Source organism: Sphingomonas sp. DBB INV C78, from assembly GCF_042693015.1.
GTDB lineage: Bacteria > Pseudomonadota > Alphaproteobacteria > Sphingomonadales > Sphingomonadaceae > Sphingomonas_E.
Map to the genome: position 1 here is coordinate 341,334 of NZ_CP170544.1, position 26,598 is coordinate 367,931.

The 26,598-nt window shown below is 64.8% G+C and carries 32 protein-coding genes; 13 read left to right on the plus strand and 19 right to left on the minus strand.

Annotated elements, in window-relative coordinates:
- Positions 1-77: 77 nt before the first annotated feature.
- Positions 78-1,280: a mechanosensitive ion channel family protein gene (locus tag ACFB49_RS01800; protein ID WP_380875145.1), complete on the minus strand. Its 1,203-nt coding sequence runs from the start codon at positions 1,278-1,280 to the stop codon at positions 78-80.
- The gene (locus ACFB49_RS01805; RefSeq protein ID WP_380875148.1) at positions 1,280-2,356 is read right to left on the minus strand and encodes a DNA topoisomerase IB; all 1,077 of its coding nucleotides are present in this window, start codon (positions 2,354-2,356) and stop codon (positions 1,280-1,282) included. The genes ACFB49_RS01800 and ACFB49_RS01805 overlap by 1 nt, the downstream gene beginning before the upstream one ends.
- 75 nt (positions 2,357-2,431) lie before the next feature.
- On the opposite strand from ACFB49_RS01805, the gene ACFB49_RS01810 reads away from it, so the two are divergent.
- Positions 2,432-3,067: a hypothetical protein gene (locus ACFB49_RS01810; protein WP_380875151.1), complete on the plus strand. Its 636-nt coding sequence runs from the start codon at positions 2,432-2,434 to the stop codon at positions 3,065-3,067.
- Here ACFB49_RS01810 and ACFB49_RS01815 read toward each other — a convergent pair.
- Positions 3,064-3,375: a hypothetical protein gene (locus ACFB49_RS01815; protein ID WP_380875153.1), complete on the minus strand. Its 312-nt coding sequence runs from the start codon at positions 3,373-3,375 to the stop codon at positions 3,064-3,066. The genes ACFB49_RS01810 and ACFB49_RS01815 overlap by 4 nt on opposite strands.
- Positions 3,372-3,575, minus strand: coding sequence for a hypothetical protein (locus ACFB49_RS01820; RefSeq protein ID WP_380875155.1), 204 nt, complete (start codon positions 3,573-3,575; stop codon positions 3,372-3,374). The genes ACFB49_RS01815 and ACFB49_RS01820 overlap by 4 nt, the downstream gene beginning before the upstream one ends.
- Positions 3,576-3,682: 107 nt before the next feature.
- On the opposite strand from ACFB49_RS01820, the gene ACFB49_RS01825 reads away from it, so the two are divergent.
- Positions 3,683-4,369: a helix-turn-helix transcriptional regulator gene (locus ACFB49_RS01825; RefSeq protein WP_380875158.1), complete on the plus strand. Its 687-nt coding sequence runs from the start codon at positions 3,683-3,685 to the stop codon at positions 4,367-4,369.
- Here ACFB49_RS01825 and ACFB49_RS01830 read toward each other — a convergent pair whose 3' ends face one another.
- Both ACFB49_RS01830 and ACFB49_RS01835 read right to left on the minus strand, forming a co-directional pair.
- On the minus strand, positions 4,370-4,540 hold the full coding sequence (locus ACFB49_RS01830; protein ID WP_380875161.1) for a hypothetical protein: 171 nt from the start codon (positions 4,538-4,540) through the stop codon (positions 4,370-4,372). It abuts the gene before it with no gap.
- A 42-nt stretch (positions 4,541-4,582) separates the two neighbouring features.
- Positions 4,583-4,963: a hypothetical protein gene (locus tag ACFB49_RS01835; RefSeq protein ID WP_380875164.1), complete on the minus strand. Its 381-nt coding sequence runs from the start codon at positions 4,961-4,963 to the stop codon at positions 4,583-4,585.
- A 42-nt stretch (positions 4,964-5,005) separates the two neighbouring features.
- On the opposite strand from ACFB49_RS01835, the gene ACFB49_RS01840 reads away from it, so the two are divergent.
- Positions 5,006-5,788 carry a hypothetical protein gene (locus ACFB49_RS01840; RefSeq protein ID WP_380875167.1) on the plus strand — a complete coding sequence of 261 codons (783 nt, stop codon included), beginning with the start codon at positions 5,006-5,008 and terminating at the stop codon, positions 5,786-5,788.
- Between the two features lie 9 nt (positions 5,789-5,797).
- On the opposite strand, the gene ACFB49_RS01845 is transcribed toward ACFB49_RS01840, so the two are convergent.
- The 3 genes from ACFB49_RS01845 to ACFB49_RS01855 all read right to left on the minus strand — a co-directional run bounded on the left by ACFB49_RS01845 (position 5,798) and on the right by ACFB49_RS01855 (position 9,378).
- Positions 5,798-7,786, minus strand: a complete 1,989-nt coding sequence (locus ACFB49_RS01845; RefSeq protein WP_380875169.1) for an ATP-binding protein — start codon at positions 7,784-7,786, stop codon at positions 5,798-5,800.
- 49 nt (positions 7,787-7,835) lie between these two features.
- Complete coding sequence (gene spt, locus ACFB49_RS01850) at positions 7,836-9,041, minus strand: serine palmitoyltransferase (protein ID WP_380875172.1); 1,206 nt, start codon at positions 9,039-9,041, stop codon at positions 7,836-7,838.
- A gap of 94 nt (positions 9,042-9,135) precedes the next feature.
- Positions 9,136-9,378: an acyl carrier protein gene (locus tag ACFB49_RS01855; protein WP_380875175.1), complete on the minus strand. Its 243-nt coding sequence runs from the start codon at positions 9,376-9,378 to the stop codon at positions 9,136-9,138.
- Positions 9,379-9,495: 117 nt separating this feature from the next.
- On the opposite strand from ACFB49_RS01855, the gene ACFB49_RS01860 reads away from it, so the two are divergent.
- On the plus strand, positions 9,496-10,005 hold the full coding sequence (locus tag ACFB49_RS01860) for a Pycsar system effector family protein (RefSeq protein ID WP_380875178.1): 510 nt from the start codon (positions 9,496-9,498) through the stop codon (positions 10,003-10,005).
- 1 nt (position 10,006) lies between these two features.
- On the opposite strand, the gene ACFB49_RS01865 is transcribed toward ACFB49_RS01860, so the two are convergent.
- From ACFB49_RS01865 to ACFB49_RS01880, 4 genes are read right to left on the minus strand one after another with little or no spacing between them, the layout of a single operon-like run.
- Positions 10,007-10,918, minus strand: coding sequence for an SDR family oxidoreductase (locus ACFB49_RS01865; RefSeq protein ID WP_380875181.1), 912 nt, complete (start codon positions 10,916-10,918; stop codon positions 10,007-10,009).
- Positions 10,915-12,039 carry a glutamate 5-kinase gene (gene proB / locus ACFB49_RS01870; protein WP_380875183.1) on the minus strand — a complete coding sequence of 375 codons (1,125 nt, stop codon included), beginning with the start codon at positions 12,037-12,039 and terminating at the stop codon, positions 10,915-10,917. The genes ACFB49_RS01865 and proB overlap by 4 nt, the downstream gene beginning before the upstream one ends.
- 19 nt (positions 12,040-12,058) lie before the next feature.
- Positions 12,059-13,102 (minus strand): GTPase ObgE, encoded by a 1,044-nt coding sequence (gene obgE / locus ACFB49_RS01875; protein ID WP_380875186.1) that lies wholly within the window; start codon positions 13,100-13,102, stop codon positions 12,059-12,061.
- Positions 13,103-13,147: 45 nt separating this feature from the next.
- Positions 13,148-13,723, minus strand: a complete 576-nt coding sequence (locus tag ACFB49_RS01880) for a TetR/AcrR family transcriptional regulator (protein WP_380875189.1) — start codon at positions 13,721-13,723, stop codon at positions 13,148-13,150.
- A gap of 44 nt (positions 13,724-13,767) precedes the next feature.
- Here ACFB49_RS01880 and ACFB49_RS01885 point away from each other — a divergent pair, with 44 nt between their 5' ends.
- Entirely contained in the window at positions 13,768-14,607 is an 840-nt protein-coding gene (locus ACFB49_RS01885) for a metal-dependent hydrolase (RefSeq protein WP_380875192.1), read from the plus strand.
- 38 nt (positions 14,608-14,645) lie between these two features.
- Here ACFB49_RS01885 and ACFB49_RS01890 read toward each other — a convergent pair whose 3' ends face one another.
- From ACFB49_RS01890 to rplU, 3 genes are all read right to left on the minus strand, one after another.
- Positions 14,646-15,197 (minus strand): GNAT family N-acetyltransferase, encoded by a 552-nt coding sequence (locus ACFB49_RS01890; RefSeq protein WP_380875195.1) that lies wholly within the window; start codon positions 15,195-15,197, stop codon positions 14,646-14,648.
- Positions 15,198-15,371: 174 nt separating this feature from the next.
- Positions 15,372-15,641 (minus strand): 50S ribosomal protein L27, encoded by a 270-nt coding sequence (gene rpmA, locus ACFB49_RS01895; RefSeq protein WP_380875197.1) that lies wholly within the window; start codon positions 15,639-15,641, stop codon positions 15,372-15,374.
- Between the two features lie 22 nt (positions 15,642-15,663).
- On the minus strand, positions 15,664-16,029 hold the full coding sequence (rplU, locus tag ACFB49_RS01900) for a 50S ribosomal protein L21 (RefSeq protein WP_380875200.1): 366 nt from the start codon (positions 16,027-16,029) through the stop codon (positions 15,664-15,666).
- A 250-nt stretch (positions 16,030-16,279) separates the two neighbouring features.
- Here rplU and ACFB49_RS01905 point away from each other — a divergent pair, with 250 nt between their 5' ends.
- From ACFB49_RS01905 to ACFB49_RS01935, 7 genes are all read left to right on the plus strand, one after another.
- The gene (locus ACFB49_RS01905) at positions 16,280-17,623 is read left to right on the plus strand and encodes a serine hydrolase domain-containing protein (RefSeq protein WP_380875203.1); all 1,344 of its coding nucleotides are present in this window, start codon (positions 16,280-16,282) and stop codon (positions 17,621-17,623) included.
- A 62-nt stretch (positions 17,624-17,685) separates the two neighbouring features.
- Positions 17,686-19,125: a 3-isopropylmalate dehydratase large subunit gene (leuC, locus tag ACFB49_RS01910; protein WP_380875206.1), complete on the plus strand. Its 1,440-nt coding sequence runs from the start codon at positions 17,686-17,688 to the stop codon at positions 19,123-19,125.
- A complete protein-coding gene (locus tag ACFB49_RS01915) occupies positions 19,122-19,952 on the plus strand; it encodes an N-acyl homoserine lactonase family protein (protein ID WP_380875209.1) in 831 nt (276 codons plus the stop codon). Before leuC ends, ACFB49_RS01915 begins: the two co-directional genes overlap by 4 nt.
- Positions 19,952-20,536 (plus strand): 3-isopropylmalate dehydratase small subunit, encoded by a 585-nt coding sequence (leuD, locus tag ACFB49_RS01920; protein WP_380875212.1) that lies wholly within the window; start codon positions 19,952-19,954, stop codon positions 20,534-20,536. Before ACFB49_RS01915 ends, leuD begins: the two co-directional genes overlap by 1 nt.
- Positions 20,537-20,560: 24 nt before the next feature.
- Positions 20,561-21,562, plus strand: coding sequence for an NADPH:quinone oxidoreductase family protein (locus tag ACFB49_RS01925; protein WP_380875215.1), 1,002 nt, complete (start codon positions 20,561-20,563; stop codon positions 21,560-21,562).
- 153 nt (positions 21,563-21,715) lie between these two features.
- Positions 21,716-22,465, plus strand: coding sequence for a queuosine precursor transporter (locus ACFB49_RS01930; protein ID WP_380875217.1), 750 nt, complete (start codon positions 21,716-21,718; stop codon positions 22,463-22,465).
- 133 nt (positions 22,466-22,598) lie between these two features.
- Positions 22,599-23,201 (plus strand): GAF domain-containing protein, encoded by a 603-nt coding sequence (locus tag ACFB49_RS01935; protein WP_380875220.1) that lies wholly within the window; start codon positions 22,599-22,601, stop codon positions 23,199-23,201.
- Here the strand turns inward: ACFB49_RS01935 and ACFB49_RS01940 are convergent.
- The 3 genes from ACFB49_RS01940 to purF form a co-directional block, all read right to left on the minus strand.
- Positions 23,198-23,797: a hypothetical protein gene (locus ACFB49_RS01940; protein ID WP_380875223.1), complete on the minus strand. Its 600-nt coding sequence runs from the start codon at positions 23,795-23,797 to the stop codon at positions 23,198-23,200. The genes ACFB49_RS01935 and ACFB49_RS01940 overlap by 4 nt on opposite strands.
- 88 nt (positions 23,798-23,885) lie before the next feature.
- Positions 23,886-24,626, minus strand: coding sequence for an SDR family NAD(P)-dependent oxidoreductase (locus ACFB49_RS01945; RefSeq protein ID WP_380875226.1), 741 nt, complete (start codon positions 24,624-24,626; stop codon positions 23,886-23,888).
- Positions 24,623-26,083: an amidophosphoribosyltransferase gene (gene purF, locus ACFB49_RS01950; RefSeq protein WP_380875229.1), complete on the minus strand. Its 1,461-nt coding sequence runs from the start codon at positions 26,081-26,083 to the stop codon at positions 24,623-24,625. Before purF ends, ACFB49_RS01945 begins: the two co-directional genes overlap by 4 nt.
- A 125-nt stretch (positions 26,084-26,208) precedes the next feature.
- On the opposite strand from purF, the gene hisI reads away from it, so the two are divergent.
- Positions 26,209-26,568 carry a phosphoribosyl-AMP cyclohydrolase gene (gene hisI / locus ACFB49_RS01955; RefSeq protein WP_380875232.1) on the plus strand — a complete coding sequence of 120 codons (360 nt, stop codon included), beginning with the start codon at positions 26,209-26,211 and terminating at the stop codon, positions 26,566-26,568.
- Positions 26,569-26,598: the final 30 nt, after the last annotated feature.

A 26,598-nucleotide genomic window follows, 5' to 3' on the forward strand; every position in this document is an offset into this window, starting at 1 on the left:
CTTAGCGTTTCATGATGTGACACATGGCGGCCCCGGCGGCGTATCTCGCCGGGCCGCCGCTATGCCGGCCGTCCGCTTCAACCGGCGCGGCTTCCCAACCCGTTGCGTTTTTCCGACGGCTTCGTTTCCGGCCCGGCTTCCGGATAGGGCATGATCATCGTGCCATCGGGCGCGGCGGTAAAACTGGTCTGCGTTGGATAAGCGAACATGATCGCTTCCGCATTGAAATGCTGGAGGATCGCGATCAGGATTTCGTGATTGGTGGCGAACACCTTCTCATAATCCATGTGGTGGACGTCGAACTGCAGTTCGAAATCCAGGCTGGATGCGCCGAAGCCGACCATGCCGCAGCGCACGAAGCTGCAATGGCGGTGTGCGGTCACGATCTTTTCCAGTCGCGCCGGAATGCCGGAAAGCACGTCCGGCATGGTCTGGTATATGACGCCGAAGCGGTGGACCATGCGGCGATGTTCCAGCCGGTCGAAGTTGCGCAATTCCTTGTTCAGCAGGTTCGCGTTTGAAATCACGACCTGTTCGCCGGTGACGGCGCGGACGCGGGTGGATTTGAGACCGATGGATTCGACCGAGCCTGATGTCTGATCGAACTTGATGCCGTCTCCGCGGCGGAACGGCTTGTCGAACAGGATCGAAAGCGCCGCAAACAGATCGGAAAAAATGCCCTGCGCGGCAAGACCGATGGCGATACCGCCGATGCCCAGACCAGCGACCAGACCGGTGACGTTCACGCCCAGATTGTCGAGGATGACGATCAGGGCGATCGCGAAGACGGCGACCGATACCAGCAGCCGGATGATGCCCATCGCGCTGCCAAGGCCGCTCGACGCATCGGTATCTACACCGGCGCGATGCTCGATCGCGCCCAGGATCAGTACGCGCGCCCAGATTGCGACCTGCAATACCATCGTGATCGTGAACAGGAAGGTCACTGTCCGCGCGAGGAAAAGGGGCGCGTCGGCATAGGTCGCCACCAGTTGCGCGGCGACAGCCACCATGAACCACAGCCGCGTGCGCGCAAGCGCCTTGCCGATGATGAACGGCCAGTGGGTGCGGTTGGTGCGATCGTCGCACAGATGGAGCCCGAGCCGCTTCAAGCCCATCATGGCAAGCACGATGATCGCCGCCATGGCGCCTGCCAGCAGGATCTGCAGGCTATGACTGGAAAGCCAGCCGATCGACGCGTCGACTGCGTGGTCGAGCTGATCGACAGAGGATGAAATGTTCGCCGCCGGTGCGACGGTATTATTAACGGCGGTCGTCATCAGGCGGCCTTTGGTTCGGATTCGGTGCGCTGCGCAAGTTCATCGAGAAACGCGATCAGGCCGCGTTCCGCAGACGACAGATATTTCGTGCGACGGGGAAGGTTCAACCCCACTAGCGGTGAAGCCGTGCGGTTGCCGGCCAGTTCGATAAGGGCAGGGTGCACATAGGATTTCCTGGCGATGGCCGGCGTGTTGCCGAGCGCCTGGGCCACGGGTTCCATCATCCCCTTGATCGAAATGGTGCCGTCGGCCGCAATCAGGGCGGCAAAGGCGATCACGCTCGCCCCCCAGGTACGGAAATGCTTGGCGGTGAAATCGCCCCCGGTCGCATCCCTAAGATAGTCGTTCACATCACTGGACGTAACGGGGCGGGCCACGCCGTCGGCGTCGAGATATTGGAAAAGATGTTGACCGCTGAGATCCTGGCACCGGCGCACGATCCTGCTCAATCGCCCATCGTTGATCGTCAGACGCTGGATCTTGCCCGATTTGGCGCGATATTCCAGACGTACCCGATCACCCTTCACTTCGGCATGTCGGCGACGCAGCGTCGTCGCGCCGAAGCTGCGATTCGCCTTGGCGTAGCTTTCATTGCCGACACGCACATGGCCGATATCGAGCAAACGGATCACCGCGGCAACGACCCGGTCGCGATCAAGCGTCCGGCGACAGAGGTCCGCTTCCACCTTGGCCCGGATCGCCGGCAGCGCGCGGCCGAAATCAACGCAGCGATCATATTTCGCCGCGTCTTGCGCGGCGCGGAAATCGGTGTGGTAGCGATATTGCTTACGGCCCTTTTCGTCCCAGCCGACAGCCTGGATATGGCCCTTGGCTGATTTGCAGAACCATGCATCGGAATATGCGGGGGGGAGGGCGATGGCATTCAGCCGATCGATTTCCTGACGGCGAGTGATGCGACGGCCCCTATTGTCGAAATAGGCCCAGGCGTCCCCAATCCGCTGACGTGCAATACCCGGATCGGTATCATCGACATAACAAAGCACGGTGCGCGGATTCTCCCCAATAGACTGGTCCCATCGAACGCGCGGCTTGCGCGCTTCGTTCCGGCGCGGCATGGCAGTCGCCTTCACAACCAGGCGTTAAGCATTTTCGTTTACGCCTTTCACATTCTCAATCGGTGAGCTGGCGCTGTGAGCGGATCAAGCTGGGTGGAGCGCGCCGCGGCGCGCATCGAAGCATGGCCGGTGGGGCCGATCGCATCCCTGATGCTAGGGGCGGCGACCGCCTTTTTTTGCTGGGCGATGCCGAACAACTTCGTCAATGGTCTGCTTCCCGGTGCTGCTGCGGCTCCGGCGTTGCTTGTTGGTCCGGCGCTCGTCGTGACCATATCCACCTGGGCCGGATTTCGCTGGCTGGATGCCCGAAATGCGGCTGCCAATGTCATCATCGACGAAGGCGACGATCAGGAAGACTGGCTGACCCCGGCCGCGCACCGGCCATTCGTGCCGATCATCGTGAAGCCCGAACCCGTCGTCCGTCCGTTGATTCTCGATGCGCTGGCGGACTTTCCGCTCCGCGATCCTGCACCGGAAGCGACGCCTGTCACTCGGGACGAACCGAATGAGCTGCTGCTCGACAATGTGGTGGTGGGCGATCCGGGGCAGGTTATCGACGATTCGCCCTTGGCGGCGCTGATGGAGCGGCTGGCGGCTGAAATGGCGCCTCCCGCCAGCGCCGTCGTGCCGGCACGGCCAAACGAGCCCGATGACGAGATGCTGCGCGCCACCATCGCCGATCTGCACCGCCTGGCCGCCAACCGCGCCTAGCTGTAGCGCAGGGTCAGCGCCTCGATTTCCAGCAGGATGCCGTTGGCCGCATCGTGATGGCCGGCCAACGCCAGATCGGCCAGCAAATGGCCTGGCAGATCGATCTCCGCCTCCGCCAGCCGCATCGCCAGCATGGTCGTGTCCGGGCGACGGGAGCTTTCCAGCAGGATTCGAATGCAATGGCGGTGGCCGACGAACGTGGCGCTCGCCCAGTCCTCGATCAAATGTGTGTCCAGGCTGGGCACGCCGAAACGCGTCAGCAGATCCGCAAGCCCCTGAACGAGCCGTCGGCCGACGATCTCCGTCATGCGCTGATCCGTCCCCCTTCGGCGGGGCGGTCGACCGCGGCAAGATAAGCGAGCACGCGCGCTTGGGTCGATGCACGTGGTTCCCGCCCATTGCGCAGGTCCAGTACGAAGCGGGGATCGTTGACCGCCTCGCGGCCAAAGCGCGTCGCCGGAGTCCGGCTGCGGCGCAGATGACGTTCGATGACGGACAAGAGGTGCATGAACGATTCTCCTTTCCTTGCCCGACTCGCCGGGGCATTGTTCCTATTATGTTCTCATAGGAAAAATCCTACTTGTCTAGGATATTTCCTATCCGTAGGATGCGGACATGTCCGATGCTGATCCGCGCGAGGTGCTGGAAGCGCTCATTCGCGAGCGTGGGGAGGATTATGCGTCCCTGTCGCGGCTGATCGGCCGCAACCCCGCTTATATGCAGCAGTTCATCAAGCGCGGTTCCCCTCGCAAGCTTGACGAGGAGGATCGCGCGACGCTCGCGCGTTATTTCGGCGTGGATGAAGCTCTATTGGGTGGTCGGGATCATCCTGTCGCACCGCGGATCGTGGCGGCCGACAAGGGGACGAAGCGTCACGATACCGATTTCATCGCGGTGCCCCATCTCGCGGTTCGGGCATCGGCCGGGCCGGGCGCGATCACTGCCGACAAGCGCGCCGCGCAGCGTTTCGCATTCGATGCCGGCTGGCTCCGCAACCTCGCGCCGTCGGGCCCGTCCGCTCTGTCGCTGATTCGCGTGGAGGGTGATTCCATGGCGCCGACGCTGGCGGACGGGGACGATATTCTCGTCGATCGGTCCGATGCTGCCGAACGGCTACGCGACGGGATCTACGTGCTGCGGGTTGAGGACGCGCTTTTGGTCAAGCGGCTGCTGATCCAGCCGGCCGCGGGCCGCGTGACGATCTCCAGCGACAATCCCGCTTATCCGCCACTGCCCGATTGCGATCAGGCCGATATCCACGTCATCGGCCGGGTGGTGTGGGGCGGGCGCCGTTTCCGCTGATCAGCGGCGGCGGTCGAAAGCCCAGAAGGCCAGCGAAATTGCAGCGCCGATTCCCGTGCCGATAAGGAAGCCGGCCGATGGCTGGCCCAGGATCGCGCCGACGACGACGCCCCCGATGATGGTGAGCGCAAGGACGGAGCCGGTGGCGCGCGGAGCGGAGGATTGCGACATTCCGTCCCTTTGCCATTGCCCGAACTGGTGCACCAGCCCGTATCAAAACGGCACATGTGTCCCGCCACGGCATTTGGTGAATGTGCCGTTGAACATCGTGTCGCGCTGTCGTCCGTCGCGCGGGGCGGTGGCGGCCGCTTGGCACGGCACTTGAACTGATCCTGCGCAACAGGAGAACGTCAAATTTCCACCGCGCTTTACATCGCTGATCGCGCCACCGTCGATTTTGCCGAGGATCTGATTCGCACCTATGGCGACGAGGCCGGGCTCGAGGCGGCATCGCGGGCGGAACATAGCCGCGATGTCGGCAACCTCGCGCGCTTCTGCCAGTGGCGGCAGATCGAGCGGGTGATCCTGATGCTCTCCGCCGACAGCGTGACAGACACCATCCACTGATTGCAGCGCGATTTTGCGCTTTATCAACCATTAATGCTATAAGCCCGGCTTCGCTGACGCGGAGGGGGAATGCGACGAGGGTCGCGTGAAGGCGCCATCATGGTAGCGGACGAGCGCGCGTCGGCTTTGGCCGGCGGGTCTGCTGATCTGCGTCCTTTCACCACCGGCTATTCGCGCGTCGAGGAACATTGGGACGTGGTCCTCCAGCCCGATGGCAGCGCGCGGGCTTCCATCACCATCCGTCGCGAGCAGCACCTTGTTGCGGAACGTAACTGGCGCTTCGTCGCGCGGCGTGGAGATCCGCAGGCGCGCGCGCGGCGCGCACGGATCGGACTTGCCACTGCCTGTACCGCCATGATCGCTGCCGGGGCGACGCTTTGGACGGTCTGGACCCGGCCGGTCGCGCCGCCACCCGTGATCCTCGCGCTGCCGGCACCAGTTGTATCACCACCCGTGCAGCAGCCTCCTGCGGCAAATGCGCCCGCGCTTGCCGCTGCGTCGAAACCGACAACTGCGCGGTCGCCGGTGCCTTTGATCTTTCCGCTCGAACGGCCGGCATCGCTGTCACACACGCCTGAAAAGGCCGCAGCACCCCTAGCGGAAGTCCCGCTGGACGCCCGGCCGGCGGTGCGTGCTGCCATCGCGCGCGCCTTTGCGTCGGGCGAAGCGGAAGCATGGCGTGACGAGACGCTGACCGGTTTCGTCGTCGTCGGGCCGGCGGAAACCGCGGCCACCGGCATCTGCCGCAACACCGTGATCCTGGCTCGCGGCGGCACGGATGGCGATCGCACCATCAGCCGCCTTCGCTGCGAAGCCGCCGACGGCAGCATTGCCGCCACCAGCACGCCCTGAATTGAGGGTTCAGGCGGCCCTGTCGGTCGCCGGGTGACGGTTCAGTGCCGTGGCGACCGCCGCTTCGAGCGCGCTTATGGTGAAAGGCTTGCGGAGCAGATCGCGGCCGCTCATCCGAGCGGTGTCCCCCGCCTCGCCGACGAACCCGGTAACGAACAACACCCCTAGGCCGGGATGCCGACGCTCGATCTCATCGGCAAGCTCCGGGCCCGTCATGCCCGGCATCACCACGTCGGAGATAACGAGTCGGATATCGTCGCGCGCCGCTAGTATCGCCAACGCTTCCTCGCCGCTTGCGCTGGGAATGGGGGCGTAGCCGATCTCGACCAGTGCGCCGACCGTCGCCGTGCGGACGCGTGCATCGTCCTCGACCACCAGCACGGTCGCACCCCTGGCATCCGCAGGCGCGACGGCAGGGCTCATCGTGCGCGTAAGCACCTCGCCGGTCACGCCTTGCTTGATGTGGCGTGGCAGATAGAGGGAGACGGTCGTGCCCTCGCCAGGCGCTGAGCGGATCGCGATATCGCCTTCGGACTGCCGAACGAAGCCGAAGATTTGGCTCAATCCGAGTCCGGTTCCTTTGCCGACTGGCTTGGTCGTGAAGAAGGGCTCGAAAGCACGCTCGCGCACTTCCGGCGTCATGCCCGCACCCGTGTCCGTCACCGCAATGCAGACATATTCGCCCGCCGGCGCCTCGCCCACCTGACCCGCGGCCAGCATCACGTTGCTTGTCTCGATCGTCAGTTCGCCTTCGCCCGCCATCGCGTCGCGTGCGTTGACGGCAAGGTTCAGGATCGCATTTTCGAATTGGCTGGGGTCGCACCACACATGCCAGCCGATCGCTTCGCTGTGCAGCCGCACGCGAATCCGCTCGCCGAGCGCGCGATCCAGCAGTTCGGACATGCCGGAGATCAGCTTGGCAGGGTCCAGTCCTTCCGGCAGCAATGGCTCGGCGCGAGCAAAAGCGAGCAGTCGCTTGGTCAGCGCTGCCGCACGGGTGGCGCCTTCCATCGCATTGTCGAGATGGCGGCCGACCTCATTGGCTTCATGCGTCAGCCGGCGTCGGGCAAGATCAAGTCCGCCGACGACAACCGCCAGCATGTTGTTGAAGTCATGCGCGATGCCGCCTGTAAGCTGGCCCACCGCTTCCATCTTCTGCACCTGACGCAATTGCGCCTCGGCAGCGGCACGTTCTACGCCCTCAAGACGCAGCGACTCATTTGCCTCACGGAGTTCGCGCGTGCGCTCTGCGACAGCCTGCTCGAGCGTTTCGGCGCGTTCGGCTTCGACCCGCGCGTCACGCCGCGCCAGCCGCTGTTCGGCGAAGGCGCCCACCGTCGCCCAGCCGAGGCCGACAGCGGCCAGCACCAGCAGCAAGCCAAGGCCGGAAAGCAGCGCTGCGAGGTAATTGGAGCGCTCAGCCGATTGCGCGGCGAGTGCGGATCGCTGCCTCAGCACCGCGCGTTCGCGGCCACTGATCTCGGTCAGGATCTCGTTGATGCGGGAGAGGCTGACCGCCTGGCCCGCCTGATAGAAAAGACCGACGGCTTCCCAGCCCTTGCGGTAATTGGATTGCGACGCGGGCGCTGCCAGTTCGCGTCCGCGCAACTCGTAAAGGCGCTGGAGTTCGGCGCCAAGCGCGGCTTGATGTGGATCGTCGCGCGTCAGTTCTTGCAGGCGATAGAGCAAGCGGCCCGCGCGGCGCCATTCGTCATAATAAAGCGCGCCGGTCTGCTTGTCGGAACTGACGACGAAGCGGCCGAGCGCGGCTTCGGACCGGGCCAGCGCCGCATCGAGCGCGCGGCTCACGATCACGACTTCATAGCTGTGTCGCTCGCGCACCAAGGCCGCGTCGCGTTGGCGGTTGGACGATGCGACGAGGAAGACCAGCCCGATCAGCAGCGCTCCGGCCGCCAGCGCCGTCGCAGTTGCCAGCCAGCGCCGCCAAGCTCCCTGGCGCGACCCATCGTCTACGGCGTCGATGCCATCATTCCCCATGCTGCAGGGAATCTAACCAGCATCAACGTCCGTGGCAATCAGGCACAGATCAGGCGATGCAGCCCACCGCCTTGCCGGCCGCACGAAAGCGATCGAGAATATCCCCGACTTGCTCGTCGGAATGTTCGGCACACAGCGAGCAACGCAGCAGGAAAGTTCCCGCGGGCGTGGCAGGCGGTCGCGCCATGTTGACGTAGACGCCGAGCTCAAGCAGCCCTTGCCACATTCTGACGGCCGCTTCCTGATCGGGCAGCATTACCGCGATGATCGCCGACTGCGCGGTTTCCGTGCCGAGCGTGAAGCCCATTTCGCGTAGGCCGGCGTGCAGGCGCTTCGAATTCTTCCACAGATGCGCGCGCTTTTCGCCCGCGTGCATCAGCTTGCGGATCGAGGTCGCTGCCGTCGCCACCACCGAAGGCGGCAGTGAGGCGGTGAACACATAAGGCCGGCAGACGAGGCGCAGCACCTCGAACTTTGGATGGTTGGAAACGCAGAAGCCGCCGACCGTGCCGACCGACTTGGAAAAGGTGCCGACGACGAAGTCGATATCCTTCTCGACGCCAAGCTCTTCGTAGACACCGCGGCCGTTGGGGCCGAAGAAGCCCATGCCGTGCGCTTCGTCCACCAGGATCATGCAGTTCGGATGCTTGCGCACCGCGGCCACCATTGCGGGCAGGGGAGCGATGTCGCCGAGCATCGAATAGACGCCTTCGAGCACGACCAGCTTGAGTGCATCCACCGGCAGGCGGCCCAGCCGCTTGTCGAGATCCTCGACCGAATTGTGGCGGAAGCGCACGACCTCGGCATTGCCGAGCGCGCAGCCGTCATAGATGGACGCATGGCTGTCGGCATCGAGGATGATGTAGTCACCCTTGCCCGCGATCGTGGAAATCATGCCGAGATTGGCCTGATAGCCGGTCGAAAAGACCATGGCGTGTTCGGTGCCGTAAAATTCCTTGAGTGCTTCCTCGCACTCCTTGTGGCCCTGATAGGTGCCGTTGAGCACGCGGCTGCCAGTGGTGCCCGAACCGAAATCGTCCAGCGCCTTCTTGCCCGCCGCGACGACGTCGGGGTCGAAGGTCATGCCCATATAATTATAGGTGCCGAGCAAGATCGTCGGCTTGCCCTGGATGATCGCCAGCGTCGGCGATTTCACCTCGTCCATGACGATGGCGAAGGGATCGCGCACGCCGGTGTCCAGCAAGGCCTGGCGCTCGGCGATAAGGGCGTCGAACTTGGAAAAAAGGTCGGTCATCTTATGATCCGGAAATGCGCTGGTGGCGAGTTAGGTAGAGACAGGTTCGCGGCGAAAGCCCTGTTGGATTCAAGGCTTGCGGCGCGGAAAGCATCTATCCCCGCAGCTTTTCGACGGCGTCGATGAGCTGGCCGACGGTTTCGATCTCCGCCTGCATGTTCATCGTGATGATGATGTCGAACTCGTCCTCGATCGCCGCGACGAAATCCATCACCGTCAGGCTGTCCCATTCCAGATCGCCGGCGAACGTCGTCGCCTCGGTCAGGTTGATGCCCTTTTTGTTGAAGGGTTCGATGGCGTCGGCCACCTTGGCGAAGGTTTCGTCGCGATTGCTCATGGTCCGTCCTTAAAGCTCTGCGCGGCCGCTTGCCAAGGGAATGCGGCGGGAAAGCGGCGGCGGCTTGGCAATGCAGCATCGTCATGTAAAACTTGTCGCGAAGTGAGGGGCAGGGCGATGAGTGAAGAAAATAAGCGCGTGCCGTCCGTTAACGGCATCCACCTGCTGCGCACCACCCAGCAGATCCATGTCCAGCTCAGCCAGATGGCCGATCAGAAGGCGTCGATCCTGATGGGCGCCACCTTCGTCATCTTCACGATCACCATCGGGCAGTCGAAGGGATCGGGCGCACCGCTGCCCTTGCTCATCCTTGGCGGATTCGCCTTCTTTTCGGCCGTGCTGGCGGTTTTGGCGATCCTGCCGGCCACCCACACCCGCAAGACCGACTGGATCAACTTACTGTTTTTCGGATCTTTCACCCAGCTCGAAGAGAACGACTATGTCGAGCGGGTGGTGGAGAAGGCCTACCGGGACGAGGATATCTTCCGCACGATGGCGCACGACATCTACCAGAATGGTCGCGTGCTCGAACGGAAGAAATACCGGTTCCTGGGCTACGCCTATCGCGTCTTCCTGCTTGGGCTGACCGCCAGTTTCATCGCCTTCCTGTGGACCTATCTGGCCTGAGTTAGAGCCAGCCGAGACGCTTGTAGCTTTCGGCCGTCGCCTTCAGGCCCGCGCGCGTTTCGACCATCGGGCGCCAGAGGCTTTCGGGCGGACGGCGCGTAGCGCTCACAACCCAATCGGGATGGCAGAAATAGCGCACCCGATCCGGCGTGAGCTTGGCCGCCTTGCCGCGGATCAGCCCGTCCGCCGTCGCCGCGATCCGCAATATGGAGGCTGGCACCGACAGCGTTCGCACCGATCGGCCGACAGCATCGCCGAGCGCATGCGCGAAGGCGCGATGGTCCCAGCCGGCTTCGATGCCGTCGTCGGGCTCGAAGCATTGGCCGATGGCCGTCGGCGCATCGACCAGATCGAGCAGCAGGCGGGAAAGGTCGCTCGCCTCGATCAGCGACAGGCGGCCGGGCGGGGGGAGCGTGACGAACCCCTTGGCGGCAAGCCGGAACAGTTCGAGCATCTCGCGATCGCCGGGGCCATAGACGGCCGGCGGGCGAACGATGGTCCAGTCCAGCCCGGAAGAAATGACGGGTTTCTCGGCTTCGGCCTTCGACCAGCCATATTCCGACAGGCCGGGTTCCCGCGCGGCAAGCGATGAGACGAGGATGAGGCGACGGATGCCGGCGTCCTGAGCGGCGCGCACCACATTCTCGGTCCCGTGGATATTGCCGGCGATGAAGCCCTCACGATCCGGCGCGTTGATGACGCCGGCGATATGGATCATCGCGCGTGCGCCGTCAGACAGCCGGGCGAGTGCATCCCTATCGTCGAGAGCGCCCGCCACCCATTCGATGTGCGGGGCGGGCGCTTGCGGCCGGCGAGCGAGCGCGCGCACGGTGAGGCCGCGTTGGCCTGCGATCCTGAGGACATGGCTGCCGACGAAGCCCGTGCCGCCGGTGATGGCGATCGGTGCGGTCACAGCATGACCATATGGTCACGATGGACCAAAGCCGCGCGGGGCGCATAGCCCAGCACCGCCTCCAGCGCGTCGGACCGGCGGCCGACGATGAGGGCCGCGTCATCGGCGTCATATTCCGCCAGCCCGCGGGCGATCGGCGCGGATTCGGGGCCGAGTATGTCGACCACGTCGCCGCGTGCGAACTTGCCTTCCACCAAGGTCGCTCCGGCAGCGAGCAGGCTGCGGCCGCTGCCCAGCGCCTTCACCGCGCCGGCGTCGACATGGATGGCGCCCTTGGCCGTCAGCCGGCCAGCAAGCCAGGCCTTGCGCGCCGACGCACCTTTTTCCGCCACGAACACCGTGCCGTGGCCGGTTTCGGAGAAAGCTTCCAGCGGATGATCGATCTTGCCGGAGATGATGGCGAGATGCGTGCCGGCGCTCATCGCGATACGTGCGGCTTCGAGCTTGGAGACCATGCCGCCCGATCCCATGCCCGAAGCCGATCCGGTGTCGGCCATGGCGCGGATGCGCGCGTCGAGCCGCGTGACTTCGGGAACCAGCCTGGCATCCGGATCGCGCGCGGGATTGGCGGTGTAGAGGCCGTCAATGTCGGACAGCAGGATGACGCCGCGCGCCGATGCGGCCTGGCCGATGCGCGCCGCCAGCCGGTCATTGTCGCCGAAGCGGATCTCCTCGGTGGCGACCGAGTCGTTCTCGTTGATGACGGGCACCACGCCCAGCGACATCAGCCGTTCGAGCGTCGCGGATGCGTTGAGATAGCGCCGGCGATCCTCAAGATCGTCGAGCGTGACCAGCATCTGCGCCGCGGTCAGGCCGCGTTCGCCCAGCAGTTCCGCCCAGCAGTGGGAAAGCGCGATCTGGCCGGTCGCGGCCGCCGCCTGTGCGTCTTCCAGGCTGGCGCGGCCGCCCTTGGGCAGGCCCAACCGCCGTGCGCCGAGCGCGATCGCGCCGGAGGAGACGACCGCAACCCGCTGGCCCGCGGCCACCCGGTCGGCGATGTCGGCGACGACGCCCGCCAGCCAGTCGCGGCGGACATGGCCGGCCGGATCGACCAGCAGCGCCGACCCGATCTTGACGACAAGGCGAGCGCAATTGGCTGGCGCAAAACGGGCGGCGGGCATGATCAGCGATTCCGCGCGATCAGATCGGCGACCATTCGGATTCTTCCCCCTCACCCTGCGGCTGGGCGGTCGCTTCGGCCGGGCCGATAGCCTCGACCAGGCGATCGAGCACCGCATCGACACCCGTTCCCGCCGTGCCCGAAAGCAGCATCACTTCGGCGCCGCTTTCCTTCGCAAGCTTCTTGGCGAGCTTGGCGACGGTCTTGTCGTCGATCGCATCGATCTTGTTGAGCGCCAGCACTTCGGGCTTCTCGATCAGGCCGGCGCCATAGGCGTCCAGTTCCTCGCGGACGATATGATAGGCCTCGATCGGATCTTCGCCGCTGGCGTCGATCAGGTGCAGCAGCACGCGGCACCGCTCGATATGACCGAGGAAACGGTCGCCAATGCCTGCGCCGTCGGCCGCGCCCTCGATCAAACCGGGGATGTCGGCGATGACGAATTCGCGCTGGTGGCGGGTGACGACGCCGAGCTGTGGGCGCACCGTGGTGAAGGGATAGTCGCCGACCTTGGCCTTCGCATTGGTGACGGCATTGATGAAGGTCGACTTGCCGGCATTGGGCAGGCCGACGAGGCCGGCGTCGGCCAGCAGCTTGAGCCGCAACCAGACCCACGCTTCCTCATAGGGCCAGCCCGTGCCGTGCTGGCGGGGTGCGCGGTTGGTGGAGGTCTTGTAACTGGCATTGCCGCGCCCGCCGTCGCCGCCGCGCATGAAAATCTCGCGCTGGCCCGGCTTGGTGAAGTCGAGCAGCACATTCTCCTTGTCCTCGGACAGGATCTGCGTGCCGACCGGCACCTTGATGACGAGATCGTCGCCGCCCGCACCCGTGCGGTTCGATCCCGATCCGCCCTTGCCGCGCGGCGCCCGGAAATGCTGGGTGTAGCGGAAGTCGATCAGCGTATTGAGGCCGGGCACGGCTTCGAAAATGATGTCGCCACCCTTGCCGCCATTGCCGCCGTCGGGGCCGCCATATTCGATGAACTTTTCGCGCCGGAAGCTGACGGCACCGGGGCCGCCCGCGCCGGAACGGACATAGATCTTGGCTTGGTCGAGAAAATGCATGGCGCGCGCTTAGCGCGGATGCGCCCAAATGAGAACCTTGCGCTGTTATTTCACGTCGCCGCCGAAGCTGAGAATATGGGCGAGCGCCATTTCTCGGGCGGTTTCCCGCGGCAGGCCGAGCGCGTTGGTCATCGCTTCGCCCATCAGTGCATCGCCGAGCGCGGACAGCACGAGCGAGAGCGTGATCGCTGCGAGCGGGCGATTCTGATACGGCCCCAATTCGTCGACAAGGCGATGAATGGTCTCGAGGATCGGATCGAGCACGCTGTGGTCGCCCGACAGAATCGCCCAGGATGCCAGCGCGCCCGCGCCTTCCTTGCCGAAGGCGTCGAATGTCTGTTCGACGATCTGGCGCTGGTCCGCTTCGCCGGCGCGCGCCTTGAGCACGGTCGCGCCGATCTGGGCGGTGATCTTTTCCGCCATGCTGACCGCCAGCGCCTGCTGCAGCCCCGCGGCCGATCCGAAATGATGGAGCAGATTGGCATGGGTGCGGCCGATCCGCGTGGCGACGGCTTTCAGCGTCACCGCTTGCGGACCTTCCTCGATCAACAAGGTTCGCGCCGCCTCAAGGGCGGCAAGGCGACTGTCTTCGGCGCTAAGGCGGGTACGCACTATTGACATTGATGTAAATAACCCTATGCTACACTCGATCACGGAGACAACCGATGACCGAGACCCCGAGCGACCTGACGATCACCCCACGCGACCGCAGGTTCGGCCGTGGCCTACCCCAGCAACGCTGGTGGCTGGGCGGAGACCCGGTTGCAACCGCATTCTACAATGGGCTTTCGATCACCTTCCCCAAGGGCGAAGGCTTCTTCATCGACAGCGTCCGCAAGTTCCGGGATGGCGCGCCGCCGCAACTTGCGGAAGAAATTGCCGCTTTCACCAAACAGGAAGTGATGCACACGCGTGAGCATGTCGCCTTCAACCGGCGCGTGACCGATGCGGGCTATGATGTGGGAAAGCTGGAAAAAGCGGTCGAGCATCGGCTGGCCGTTACGCGATCCAAGCCGCCGATCGTAAGCCTGGCCGCGACCATGGCGCTTGAGCATTTCACGGCGATCCTGGCGCATGAACTGCTTGCCGACCCGCGCCATCTTGCGGGTGCCGAGGCCAGCGCCGGCGATATGTGGCGTTGGCATGCGATGGAAGAAATCGAGCATAAGGGTGTCGCTTATGACACCTGGCTTCATGCGACGAAGGATTGGCCGCGCTTCACCCGCTGGAAGGTGAAGGCCAAGGTGATGCTGTTCGTGACCCGCAACTTCGTGGTCGATCGGACGCGGGGCATGCTGGAATTGCTTCGCCAGGACGGGCTTGCCGGGCCGCGGCTGTGGGCGCGCATGTTCTGGTTCGCCTTCGTGCGGCCGGGGATGATGCGCAAGATATTGTCGGCCTGGCTGGCCTTCTTCATGCCGGGCTTCCACCCGTGGAAGCATGACGACCGCGTGCTGATCACGCGGGCGGAGGTTCGCGAAGGCGAGGCCGTTCTGGCGATATGAAGGAAAGCCCCTCCCGCGCGGGGAGGGGGCTTTGATTGTCAGGCTGCAAGCGCCGGATTGGCGATTTCGCCTTCCGCCCCGGCTTCACGGACGAAGCGTGCGCAGGCGACTTCGCGGCCGCGGGCAAGGCTGCGGCGCATCACGACTTCGCCGGTCGGGCGGAAGCCGAGCTTGTAGAGCACGTTGGCGGACGCGGGATTGTCGAGGAAGTGGCCTGCGACCAGCGCGGGAATCCGCAGCGAATCGTCCGCCATGCCGACCATCGCGCGCGCCGCTTCGGTGGCGAAGCCCAGGCCCCAGAAGGACCGTCCGATCCAATAGCCAAGCTCAACCGCGCCGCTGTCATCGCGCTGCAGGCCGATGCCGCCGATCAACCGCGGCGAGCCATGGGTACGGCAGAAGATCAGGAAATCGGGCAGAGCGGGATCGCGCGCCGTTCCGACGAAGCTGCGGGCATCCTCGACGCGATAGGGCCAGGGCGCCCGCGCGAGGTTGCGGACCACGCTTTCATCGCCGATCGCGGCGTGCAGCGCGGAAGCATCCTCTTCCCAGGCGGGCCGCAACAGCAGCCGTTCGGTTCTCGCAAACATAGGATCTACTCTCCTGGTCTTTCTTGGCGCTTATTGCCCGCAAAGGGTTACAGCGCGACGACATTTGGAGAGGGAGACAGCAAAAAGGGAGGCGGTGCGACCCGTCTCCCTCACGGCCTATCGAATAGGCCCTTCGGGTCGCCCACTAGACGACCCGAAAACCGGTTCGTCCGATTATTCGGCGGCTGCGGCCACCATATCGACGCTTACATATTTGCGGCCAAGCTTGCCTTCGTGGAAGGTCACGCGGCCTTCGACGAGCGCGAACAGGGTGTGATCCTTGCCCATGCCGACATTGCGGCCGGGATAGACCCGCGTGCCGCGCTGGCGCACGATAATGTTGCCGCCGACGACTTCCTGGCCGCCGAACTTCTTCACGCCAAGACGACGGCCTGCCGAATCGCGACCGTTGCGCGAGGAGCCGCCTGCTTTCTTATGTGCCATTTTCTAAACTCCTTCCGCTCGCTCAGGCTTCGGCAGCCGCCGGCGCTTCCGCCTCGGCCTTCTTCGATGCCTTCTTCGCCTTCTTCTCTTCGCCGCCGATCGACAGGATCTTCAGGATCGTGTGCTGCTGGCGGTGGCCGTTGCGGCGACGATAATTGTGACGGCGACGCTTCTTGAACACGATCACCTTCTCGCCCTTTGCCTGGGCAATGATCTCGGCCGCGACGGTCAGGCCGTTCACGTCCTTCAGTTCCGAACCTTCGCCAGCGAGCAGCACGTCGCTGAGCTGCACGGTCGAGCCCGCGTCACCCGCGATCTTCTCGACAACGATCTTGTCTCCTGCGGCAACGCGATACTGCTTGCCGCCCGTGCGCACGATAGCGAACATGGCCCTCATCACTTCTTCAAAAGCTGGTCCGCGCAAGGCAAAGGCTGCGGCCTAAGCCCCCGCACGGGAAGGTGGCGCTGCTACTTCAAGCATCCCCTTGTGTCAACGCCATAGCATCGCAAGGTGCGCGCCAAGTAGAGCGAAAGCCGCGCCAGTCGGGGTTTGACTGCCCGAATCCGGTCGTTATGGGAAGGCGCCATGATCGTGAACGCATTCGGAAACGGCGGGAATCGGCGCCAGGGCATAAGCCGTGGCTGACGCGAACCCGAACAAGGACATCCTTCACGACAACCGGCCGGGATTGGCCGATTCGGGCGTTTCCCGCGCGCGCCGTTCCTGGAAGCGAGCGGCGCTGATCGTTACGGTGCTGCTAGTCTTGGGCATTGGCTATGCGCTCGCGACCTTCGATCCGACGAAGTGGGTGCCGGAACAGCAGAACCCGCGCCCCGTGAAACCCGCGCGCATCGCGATCGTGCCCGGCGTGCCGACACCGGGACCCCATCTCGTCGACTACACGAAGCTCGATCGCCGGCTGACCCAGCTTGTCCAGAAGGACGATATGGTCGGCCTGGGCATCGTGGTCGTCGAAAAGGGGCAGATCAGCTTCGTCAAAGGCTATGGCGTCACCGAGGCCGGCACCGACCAGCGGGTGACGACCGGCACGGTGTTCCGCTGGGCATCCTTGTCCAAGGGCGTCGCGGCGACGTTGGTCACAGAGCTGGCGAGCGAGAAGAAATTGTCGCTCGCCGATCCGATCGGCAAATGGGCGCCTTCGTTGAAACTGCCGAATGACGGCCAGAATATCGTCAGCGTCGCCGATCTGCTCGCCCACCGCACCGGCATCGTCCACAACGCCTATGACGACAAGCTGGAAGGCGGCGTCGATCCGCATGTGATCCGCACCGAGCTCGGTGCGCTCGACGCCTATTGCAAGCCGGCGACCTGCCACACCTATCAGAATGTCGCCTTCGACGCGGCGAGCGAGGCGGTGGCAACCGCGACCAAGCGTTCCTACGCCGATATGGTCGCCCGCAAGATTTTCGAGCCGCTGGGCATGACGAGCGCCAGCGTGACGCGCGCGGGCCTCGAATCCAGTCCGAGCTGGGCGAAGCCGCATGTCGGCCACCGCACGCTCAAGGTGGAGGATGCCTATTACAAGGTGCCCGCGGCCGGCGGCGTCAATTCGTCGATCTTCGATCTCGGCCTGTGGCTGCAGGCGCAGATGGGCGGCGACCCGCAGGTGCTGTCGCCGGCGGTGATCGAAACGGTCCACTCGCCCCGCGTGAAGGTGGAGCGGCGCCATGCGCGCTCGAAATATGATCGCGACGTCAGCGAGCAGCAATATGCGATGGGCTGGCGCGACCTGAAATATGACGGTCACCATATCGTCGGCCACCGCGGCGCGGTTTCCGGCTATCGTTCGCTGATCTTCTTCGATCCGGCCACGAAGAATGGCGTCGGCGTGCTGTGGAATTCGCAGAGCAGCAAGCCGCTGGGCGTGCAGAACGAGGTGTTCGACATGTTCTATGGCCGGCCGTTCGAGGACTGGCTGGAACTGGGCAAAGGCGAACCCAAGGAAAAGCAGCGGCGCTGAAACAATGTCTGGCTCCTCCGCCGCTTGAAAATCGGGGGGGAGGGCATAAAGCGTTCGGCACTATGAACGCACCCCGCACCCTGTACGAGAAGATCTGGGATGCCCATGTCGTCGAACGGCGCGACGATGGCACCTGCCTGATCTTCATCGATCGCCACCTGGTTCACGAAGTTACCAGCCCGCAGGCCTTTGAAGGGCTCCGCGTGGCAGGCCGGAAGGTGCGGCGGCCGGATCTTACCCTTGCGGTGCCGGATCATAATCTGCCGACCACGCCGCGCCTCGACGCCGCGGGTCATCGCATCCCGATCGCCGATCCGGAATCGGCGCAGCAGCTCGCGGCGCTGGAAACCAACGCGCCCGCATTCGGCATTCGCTATATCGACGCGACCGCGGCCGAGCAGGGCATCGTCCATGTCGTCGGCCCCGAACAGGGTTTCTCGCTGCCCGGCACGACGATCGTCTGTGGCGACAGCCATACGTCTTGCCATGGTGGCCTGGGCGCGCTGGCGTTCGGTATCGGCACGTCGGAAGTGGAGCATGTGCTCGCCACCCAGACGCTGATGCTGGCGCCCTCCAAGACGATGGAAGTCCGCGTCGATGGCAAGCTGGGCTTCGGCGTCAGCCCCAAGGATGTGGTGCTGGCGATCATCGGCAAGATCGGCGCCGCGGGCGGCACCGGTTATGTGATCGAATATACCGGCAACGTGTTCCGCGAGATGTCGATCGAGGGGCGCCTGACCGTCTCGAACATGTCGATCGAGGGCGGTGCCCGCGCCGGCCTGGTCGCGCCGGACGAGACCACCTTCGCCTACCTCAAGGGCCGGCCGATGGCGCCCAAGGGCGCGGACTGGGACAAGGCGGTCGCCTGGTGGCGCTCGCTCGCGACCGATCCGGGCGCGCGTTACGACAAGGTCGTCGTGCTTGACGCTGCCGAGATCGCGCCCAGCCTGACCTGGGGCACCAGCCCCGAGGATGTAGTGCCGATCACCGGCGTCGTCCCCGATCCCGACAGCTTTGCCGATCCGTCCAAGCAGGAAGCGGCCCGCAAGTCGCTCGATTATATGGGGCTGACACCCGGCACGCGGATGCAGGATGTGGCGGTGGAGAATATCTTCATCGGCTCCTGCACCAACAGCCGGATCGAGGATCTGCGCGCGGCCGCTGCGATCGCCAAGGGGCGCCATGTCGCATCCAACATTCGTCAGGCGCTGGTCGTGCCGGGCTCCGGCCTCGTCAAGCGCCAGGCCGAGGCCGAGGGGCTGGACCGGATTTTCATTGAAGCCGGCTTCCAGTGGCGCGAGCCGGGCTGCTCTATGTGCCTGGCGATGAACCCGGACAAGGTGCCGCCGGGCGAGCGTTGCGCATCGACCAGCAACCGCAATTTCGTCGGCCGGCAGGGGCCGGGCGCGCGCACCCATCTCGTCTCGCCCGCCATGGCGGCGGCGGCGGCGGTGACGGGGCGGCTGACCGATGTGCGCGATCTGATCGGAACGGCGGCTTGAAGCGGTTCGCGGCGATTGCGGCTGGCGTCGCGCTCTCCGCCGCCGCGCCCGCCGCTCAACCGGACGTCAAGCTGTGGCGGCTCGATTGCGGACACGTCACCAATGCCGATCTCGACATGTTTGCCGACAGTTTCGCGCTGGCCGGCAAGCGCAAGGATCTGGTGATCAGCTGCTATCTGATCCGCCATGGTGACGATTATATGCTGTGGGATGCGGGCTTCGGTGCCGAGCTTGCCGGCCGCGTCCAGCAGGGGCCGCCGGGCATCACCACCAGCCTGAAGCGCACGATCGTCGATCAACTGCGCGAGATCGGCGTGAAGCCGGAACAGGTGCGCCATGTCGGCATCAGCCACATGCATTATGACCATGTCGGCCAGGCCGCGAGCTTCCCGACGGCGACCTTGCTGATCGGCGCGGAGGATTTGGCGATCCTGTCGTCCGGGCCGAACAATCCGCTGCTGGAGCCGCAGCGGTTCGATCCGTGGATCAAGGGCAATGCGCCCAAGGAAGCGGTGGTCGGCGATAAGGATGTCTATGGTGACGGCAGCGTGGTGATGCTGACGTTGCCCGGCCATACGCCCGGCCATCACGCCTTGCTGGTGCGCCTCAAGAATAAGGGGCCGGTGCTGATCAGCGGCGACCTTTATCATGTCGCCGAACAGGTGCCGCTACGCGCCGTGCCCCGTTTCAACATGGATCGGGTGCAGACCCTGTCCAGCCAGCAACGCTTCGGCGCCATTGCCGAGACGCTGAAGGCGACCGTCATTATCGAGCATGAGCAGGCCGATGTCGCCAAGCTCCCCGCATTTCCGGAGGCCGCGGACTGATGGAACCGATTACCACCGTTGAAGGCCGCGCTTTTCCGCTCGGCCGCAAGAATGTCGACACCGACGTCATCATTCCCGCGCACTATCTGAAGACGATCACCCGCGCGGGCCTGGGCAAGGGTGCGTTCGAGACGATCCGGGCGGAGCCGGGCAACGTGTTCGACGATCCCGAATATGCCGGCGCACCGATCATCATCGCCGGCGACAATTTCGGCTGCGGATCGAGCCGCGAACATGCCGCCTGGGCCTTGGACGACATGGGCGTGAAGGCGGTGATCGCGCCGAGCTTTTCGGACATCTTCTCGGGCAACGCCTTCAAGAACGGGATCGTCACCGTCGTGCTGCCGCAGGCGGCGGTCGATCGGTTGATGGAAGTGGCGAAGGATCATTCGATCACGGTTGACCTCGAAAGCCGAACGGTGACGACGCCCTTCCAGGATCGCTTCACCTTCGAAATCGATCCGTTCCGCCGCGATTGCCTGATGAACGGGCTCGACGAGATCGGCCTTACCCTGGCGCGCGACGCGGCGATTTCCGCTTATGAAGCGAAGATCGCGGCCGAACGACCCTGGCTTGCCGCCTGACAGAAAATTACGGGAGAGAGACGAATGAAGGCCCTGCTGTCGACCGCCGCGGGCGGACCGGAAACGCTCGAACTGCTCGACATCGCCGATCCCGTCGCGGGGCCGGGCCAGTTGCTGATCGCGGTCAAGGCCTGCGCGATCAACTATCCCGACGTGCTGATCATCGAGGACAAATATCAGTTCAAGCCGGCGCGGCCGTTCGCGCCGGGGGCGGAGGTTTCGGGCACCGTTGCCGCGGTTGGTGAGGGTGTCGATGGCTGGGCCGTCGGCGACCGCGTGGTGGCAACGACAGGCCATGGCGGCATGGTCGAGCTTGTCGCGGTCGATGCGGTCAAATGCTACAAATTGCCGGAAGGCCGGGACTTCGTCGAAGCCTCGGCGCTTCTTCTGACCTACGCGACGACGATCCACGCGCTGCTTGATCGCGGGCGTCTGAAGGCCGGGGAGACCTTGCTGGTGCTGGGTGCTGCCGGCGGTGTCGGCCTGGCGGCGGTCGAACTCGGCAAGGCGTTCGGCGCGCGCGTCGTCGCGGCGGTTTCCAGCGAGGAGAAGGCCGAGGCGTGCCGCAAGGCGGGCGCGGACGAGGTGATCCTGTATGGCCGGGCGCCCTTCGACAAGGACCAGTCGAAGGAACTGGCGGAGAAGTTCAAGGCGGCGGTCGGCCCCAATGGCGCGGACGTGATCTATGATCCGGTCGGCGGCGACTATGCCGAGCCGGCGCTGCGGTCGATCGCGTGGGAAGGGCGTTATCTGGTCGTCGGCTTCCCGGCCGGCATCCCCAAGCTGGCGCTGAACCTGACCTTGCTCAAGAGCTGCGACGTCTGCGGCGTGTTCTGGGGCGCCTGGGCGGCGCGCGATCCGAAAGCCAATCGAGCCCGCGTGGCGCAACTCTTCGACCTGTGGGGTGAGGGCAAGATCAAGCCGGTCGTGTCCGAGACCTTTTCCTTCGCGCGCGGCGGCGATGCGATCGCCAAGATGGGCGCGCGGGGCGCGATCGGGAAGCTGGTGGTGAAGATCGCCGACTGACCTTTTCGATGTTACCCTGAACTTGTTTCAGGGTCCATGTGAGCGCTTGCCGCTGGTGGCGCGCATGGATGCTGAAACAAGTTCAGCATGACGAAGAAGAAGTAGTTTTCCCCGACGCTTGCATCCGGCCGCGAGCCCGATAGTCTCGCGGCCATGCATGGGGTGGAACAGGGGCAGCCGGTAGCTGTCGAAGCGGGCGCGCTGGGGGCGCGGCCGTTGCGCTATTTCGATTTCGTGATGGCGGCCTTCGTCACCATCCTGCTGCTGTCCAACGTGTTGGGCGCCGGCAAGGTGGCGGTGATCGATCTGCCGCTTATCGGGCTGTGGCCGTTCGGCGCGGGCATATTATTCTTTCCGCTCGGCTATGTGCTGGGCGACGTTCTCACCGAAGTTTACGGCTATGCCCGCGCCCGGCGTTGCATCTGGGCGGGGACGGCGGCCTTGCTGTTCATGGCCTTCATGTCTTGGGTGGTGGTGAAGCTGCCTCCCGCTGCCACATGGGGCGGGCAGGCCGCTTATGAGCAGGTGTTCGGCCAGGTGCCGCGCATCGTCTTTGCTTCGATCACCGCTTTCTGGGCCGGCGAGTTCGCCAACAGCTACGTGCTGGCGCGGATGAAGGTTTGGTCCAAGGGCAAGCATCTCTGGACCCGCACGATCGGATCGACGGTTGTGGGGCAGGGCGTCGATAGTCTGCTTTTCTATCCGCTCGCTTTCTGGGGCGCGGAGGGATGGACCCACGATCTCGTGCTGAAGGTGCTCGTCACCCAATGGGTGCTGAAGGTGAGCTGGGAGGTGCTGCTGACCCCCGTCACCTACGCCGTGGTCGGCTTCCTGAAACGTCGCGAGGGCGTCGACGTCTATGACGAGCGGACCGACTTCACGCCCTTCAAGGCGGGTCTGTAAGCCACGGGGCCGATCGGCCTGTGTTCATTTCGGTACAGACTCAGGAAAAGTCCTTAGTGGCATGATTTCCTTGACCAAATACGGTGATCGCGCGTTATCCTGACGTCTGCGTTACGTTCGACTGTGGTGGTGTATGGCCGTCGACCGAAGTTATGGTTCGTCTTCTTCCAACCCCAGCCCGGATTTCGTCGGTGACGATGAGCGCTGGTTCCGCCTGACGGAAACCATCGAGCAACTGGCGGGCACGCGATCGCAGGACGAGGTGATCGAAGTGTTACGCGGGACGGCGCGGGCGATCGTCGGGGCACAGGGCATCGCCATCGTGCTGCGCGACCACGACCAATGCTATTATGTCGCAGAAGATGCGGCTGAACCGCTGTGGCAGGGTCAGCGCTTCCCCGCCAGCACCTGCGTATCCGGCTGGGCGATGCTGAACGGCCAGACCGCGGTGATCGCCGATATCGAAGCCGACCCGCGGGTGCCGCTGGAGGCCTATCGCAAGACCTTCGTCCGCAGCCTGGTGATGGTGCCGATCGGCGACAAGCCGTTCGCGGCGATCGGGGCCTATTGGTCGCAGATCCGCGTGCCGCGCAAACAGGAGATCGCCAAGCTGGAGGCGCTGGCGCGATCTGCGGCCACCGCGATGGAGAATGGACGGCTGATCGCCGAACTGACGCGGGTGAACAGGGAGCTCGAACAGCGGATCGCGGAACTGCTCGCCGCACGAGGAGCCTAATCGGCGGGCTCGCAGCGCAGGGGCTTGCCGTTGCCGACATCCTGAACGCTGAAGGATTCGCCTTCCTTCTTCAGGCGCGCAAAGGGGCGCCAGGGCGCCTTGGGCGCCATCGGCATGGCGACGCCGCGGACCGTGCCCTCACCGTCGATCAGGATGACATGATCGCCCTGGGTGATCGCCTTGGTGCCACCGGACCAGTAAGTGGGCTTGCAGTCCATGGGCCAGGCCTGATCCTGCGGGGCTTCGGCGAGCGCATCGAGCACGGCGATCCGTTCGGCATAAGCGGCTGCGACGCAATCGGCCTGCGCAGGCCGGAAGGCGCAGGTGCTGCGCCGCCGGAACCAGGCGCTCTGATCCTCAATATAGGGTGGCCGGCTGGTCAGCAGCTTGGGGTCGAGCCTCGCGATCCGGTCTTGCACGGCACGGTCCAGCGCCAGCAACGCCGGATTGGAGCAGACCAATGTATCGGTGGCATAGACAGGCGCGGCGCAATCGGTGGTCGATCGTTCGGGCGGCGGTGGAATGGCGTGCGCCGCGCCGGCGACGCCAATGGCCGCGACCAAGCCCAATAATGACGGCGGGTAATGGCCGGTCATGCGCATACTCTCCGGCAAAGGAGGAGGTTGGCTGACAGGCTAACCCGAAACGAGGCCGGGGGCGAGCCATGGCGGCTGCCCCCGTTCCTTACATCGCTTCCTGCTGGTCCCGCGCCGAGCCCGCGACGCGCAGGCGGAAATTGGCGGGGAAATCGTCGCGGATCAGGCGGAGGATCGATTCGGCGACGGCCGATGGCTGCTGCATCCGGCTCTGATCCTCACCCGGATAGGCGCGCGCGCGCATCTTCGTAGCGGTCGCGCCCGGATCGACGATGGCGACACGGATGTCGCGAAGGTTGGCGACCTCGTCCGCATAGGCCAGCAGCAGATTTTCGAAGGCGGCCTTCGACGCGCCATAAGCGCCCCAATACGCGCGGGGACGCTGGCCGACGCTGGAGGTGATACCGATCACGCGTGCGCTGTCCGCGGCACGGAGCAGCGGGTCAAAGGCGGTGAGCAGCGCCTGCTGGGCGACCACGTTCAGGGTGAGCACGCGGGCGAATTCCTTGCCGTCGATCGCCGGCACGGGGCCCAGCGAGCCGAGCATCGCCGCGTTGAGGACGAGCATGTCGAGCTTCGGCCAGCGGCCGCTGACGGCAGAGGCCAGCCGTGCGATGCTGTCGCCGTCCGCCAGATCGAGCGGAGCGATCGTCGCGGTGCCGCCGGCGGCGTGGATGCGGCCTTCGACCTCTTCCAGCCCGCCCGCGGTGCGCGCCGTCAGGATCACGTGTGCGCCAGCGGCGGCCAATGCTTCAGCCGTTGCGGCGCCAATCCCGCGCGAGGCGCCGGTGATGAGTGCGGTCTTGCCCGCCAGCGATGCCAGCGTCACGCGACTACGCGCTCTGCCAGAAGCGAAAGCTGGTCGGCGGGGGCGACTTCGTCCTGATCGGTCAGATGAGTCGGATAGTCGCCGGTGAAGCAGGCGTCGCAATATTGCGGCTGCCCTTCCTCACGCAGATCCTCGCCCAGCGCGCGGTAGAGGCCGTCGACCGAGACGAAGGCAAGGCTGTCGGCGCCGATATAGGTCGCCATTTCGGATACCGTCATCTGCGCGGCGAGCAGCTTGGCGCGCTCGGGCGTGTCGACGCCGTAGAAGCAGCTATGCCGCGTCGGCGGGCTGGCGATGCGGAGATGGACTTCCGATGCGCCGGCATCACGCAGCATCTGCAGGATCTTGACGCTGGTGGTGCCGCGCACGATCGAATCGTCGATCAGGACGATGCGCTTGCCGGCGATCAGCTCGCGGTTGGCATTGTGCTTCAGCTTCACGCCCAGGTGGCGGACCTGATCGCCCGGCTGGATGAAGGTGCGGCCGACATAATGCGAGCGGATGATGCCGAGTTCGAACGGGATGCCCGACTGCTGGGCATAACCGATCGCCGCCGGCACGCCCGAATCGGGGACCGGGACGACGAGATCGGCTTCGACCGGGTTCTCGATCGCGAGTTGAGCGCCGATCCGCTTGCGGACGCCATAGACCGACGATCCATCGACGATCGAATCGGGGCGCGAGAAATAGACATGCTCGAAGATGCAGGGGCGGGGCGAAACCGGCGCGAACGGCCGGTGCGACTTGATGCCCTGTTCGGAGACGACGACGATCTCGCCGGGTTCGACCTGGCGGAGGAAGGTCGCGCCGACGACATCAAGCGCGACGGTTTCCGAAGCGAAGATATAGGCATCGCCGATGCGGCCCATCACCAGCGGACGGATACCGAGCGGATCGCGGCAGGCGATCATGCCCTCCGGCGTCATGCAGATCAGCGAATAGGCGCCTTCGACTCGCTTGAGCGCGTCGATGAAGCGATCGAGCAGCGTGCGATAGGTCGACGTCGCGACGAGATGAATGATCGTCTCGGTATCGCTGGTCGACTGGAAGATCGAACCGCGACGAACCAGCTCGCGACGGAGTTTCATCGCGTTGGAGATGTTGCCGTTATGGGCGACCGCGAAGCCGCCCGACGAAAGTTCGGCGAACAAGGGCTGGACGTTGCGCAGCGCGGTTTCGCCGGTCGTCGAGTAGCGGACATGGCCGCAGGCGACATTGCCGGGAAGGCCGCGGATCACGTCGTCGCGGTCGAAATTGCCGGCGACATGGCCCATTGCGCGGTGGGTGTGGAAGGCGCGGCCGTCCCAGCTGACGATGCCGGCGGCCTCCTGACCGCGATGCTGGAGGGCATGGAGGCCAAGCGCCACCATGGCGGACGCGGTCTCAGCGCCCCAGATACCGAAAATGCCGCACTCCTCGCGGAGCTTGTCGTCGTCGAAAGGATTCGTGGTGATCATCGCGTGGCGCCCGTCCGGGTGATCGAATTGCCGCGCATATAGGGTGGCCTTTGCGATTTGTCGCCCCTTTGTGACCGCAATGTTGCGGCTTGTGTGGTCGAGGTGCGCAAGATAGGCGATCGGACATGGATCAGGACCGCGAAACCGGCACGGCGTTGCTGCCCAAATATGATGCCGCAGGGCTCGTCACCGCCGTCGTCACCGATGCGCATACGGGCGATGTGCTGATGGTCGCGCATATGAATGCCGAGGCGCTGGAGGCGACGATCGCTTCCGGCGATGCGACCTTCTGGTCGCGATCCCGCGGCAAGCTTTGGCGCAAGGGCGAGACCAGCGGCCATGTGCTGAAGGTGGTCGAGATGCGGATCGACTGCGATCAGGACGCGATCTGGATCAAGGTGGAGCCGGCAGGCCCGGCCTGCCACACCGGGGCGACAAGCTGCTTCTACCGGAAGATCGAAGGTGGGGGACTGGTTCGGGGCTGAGCTTGGCTACTCCCCTCCCTGGAAGGGAGG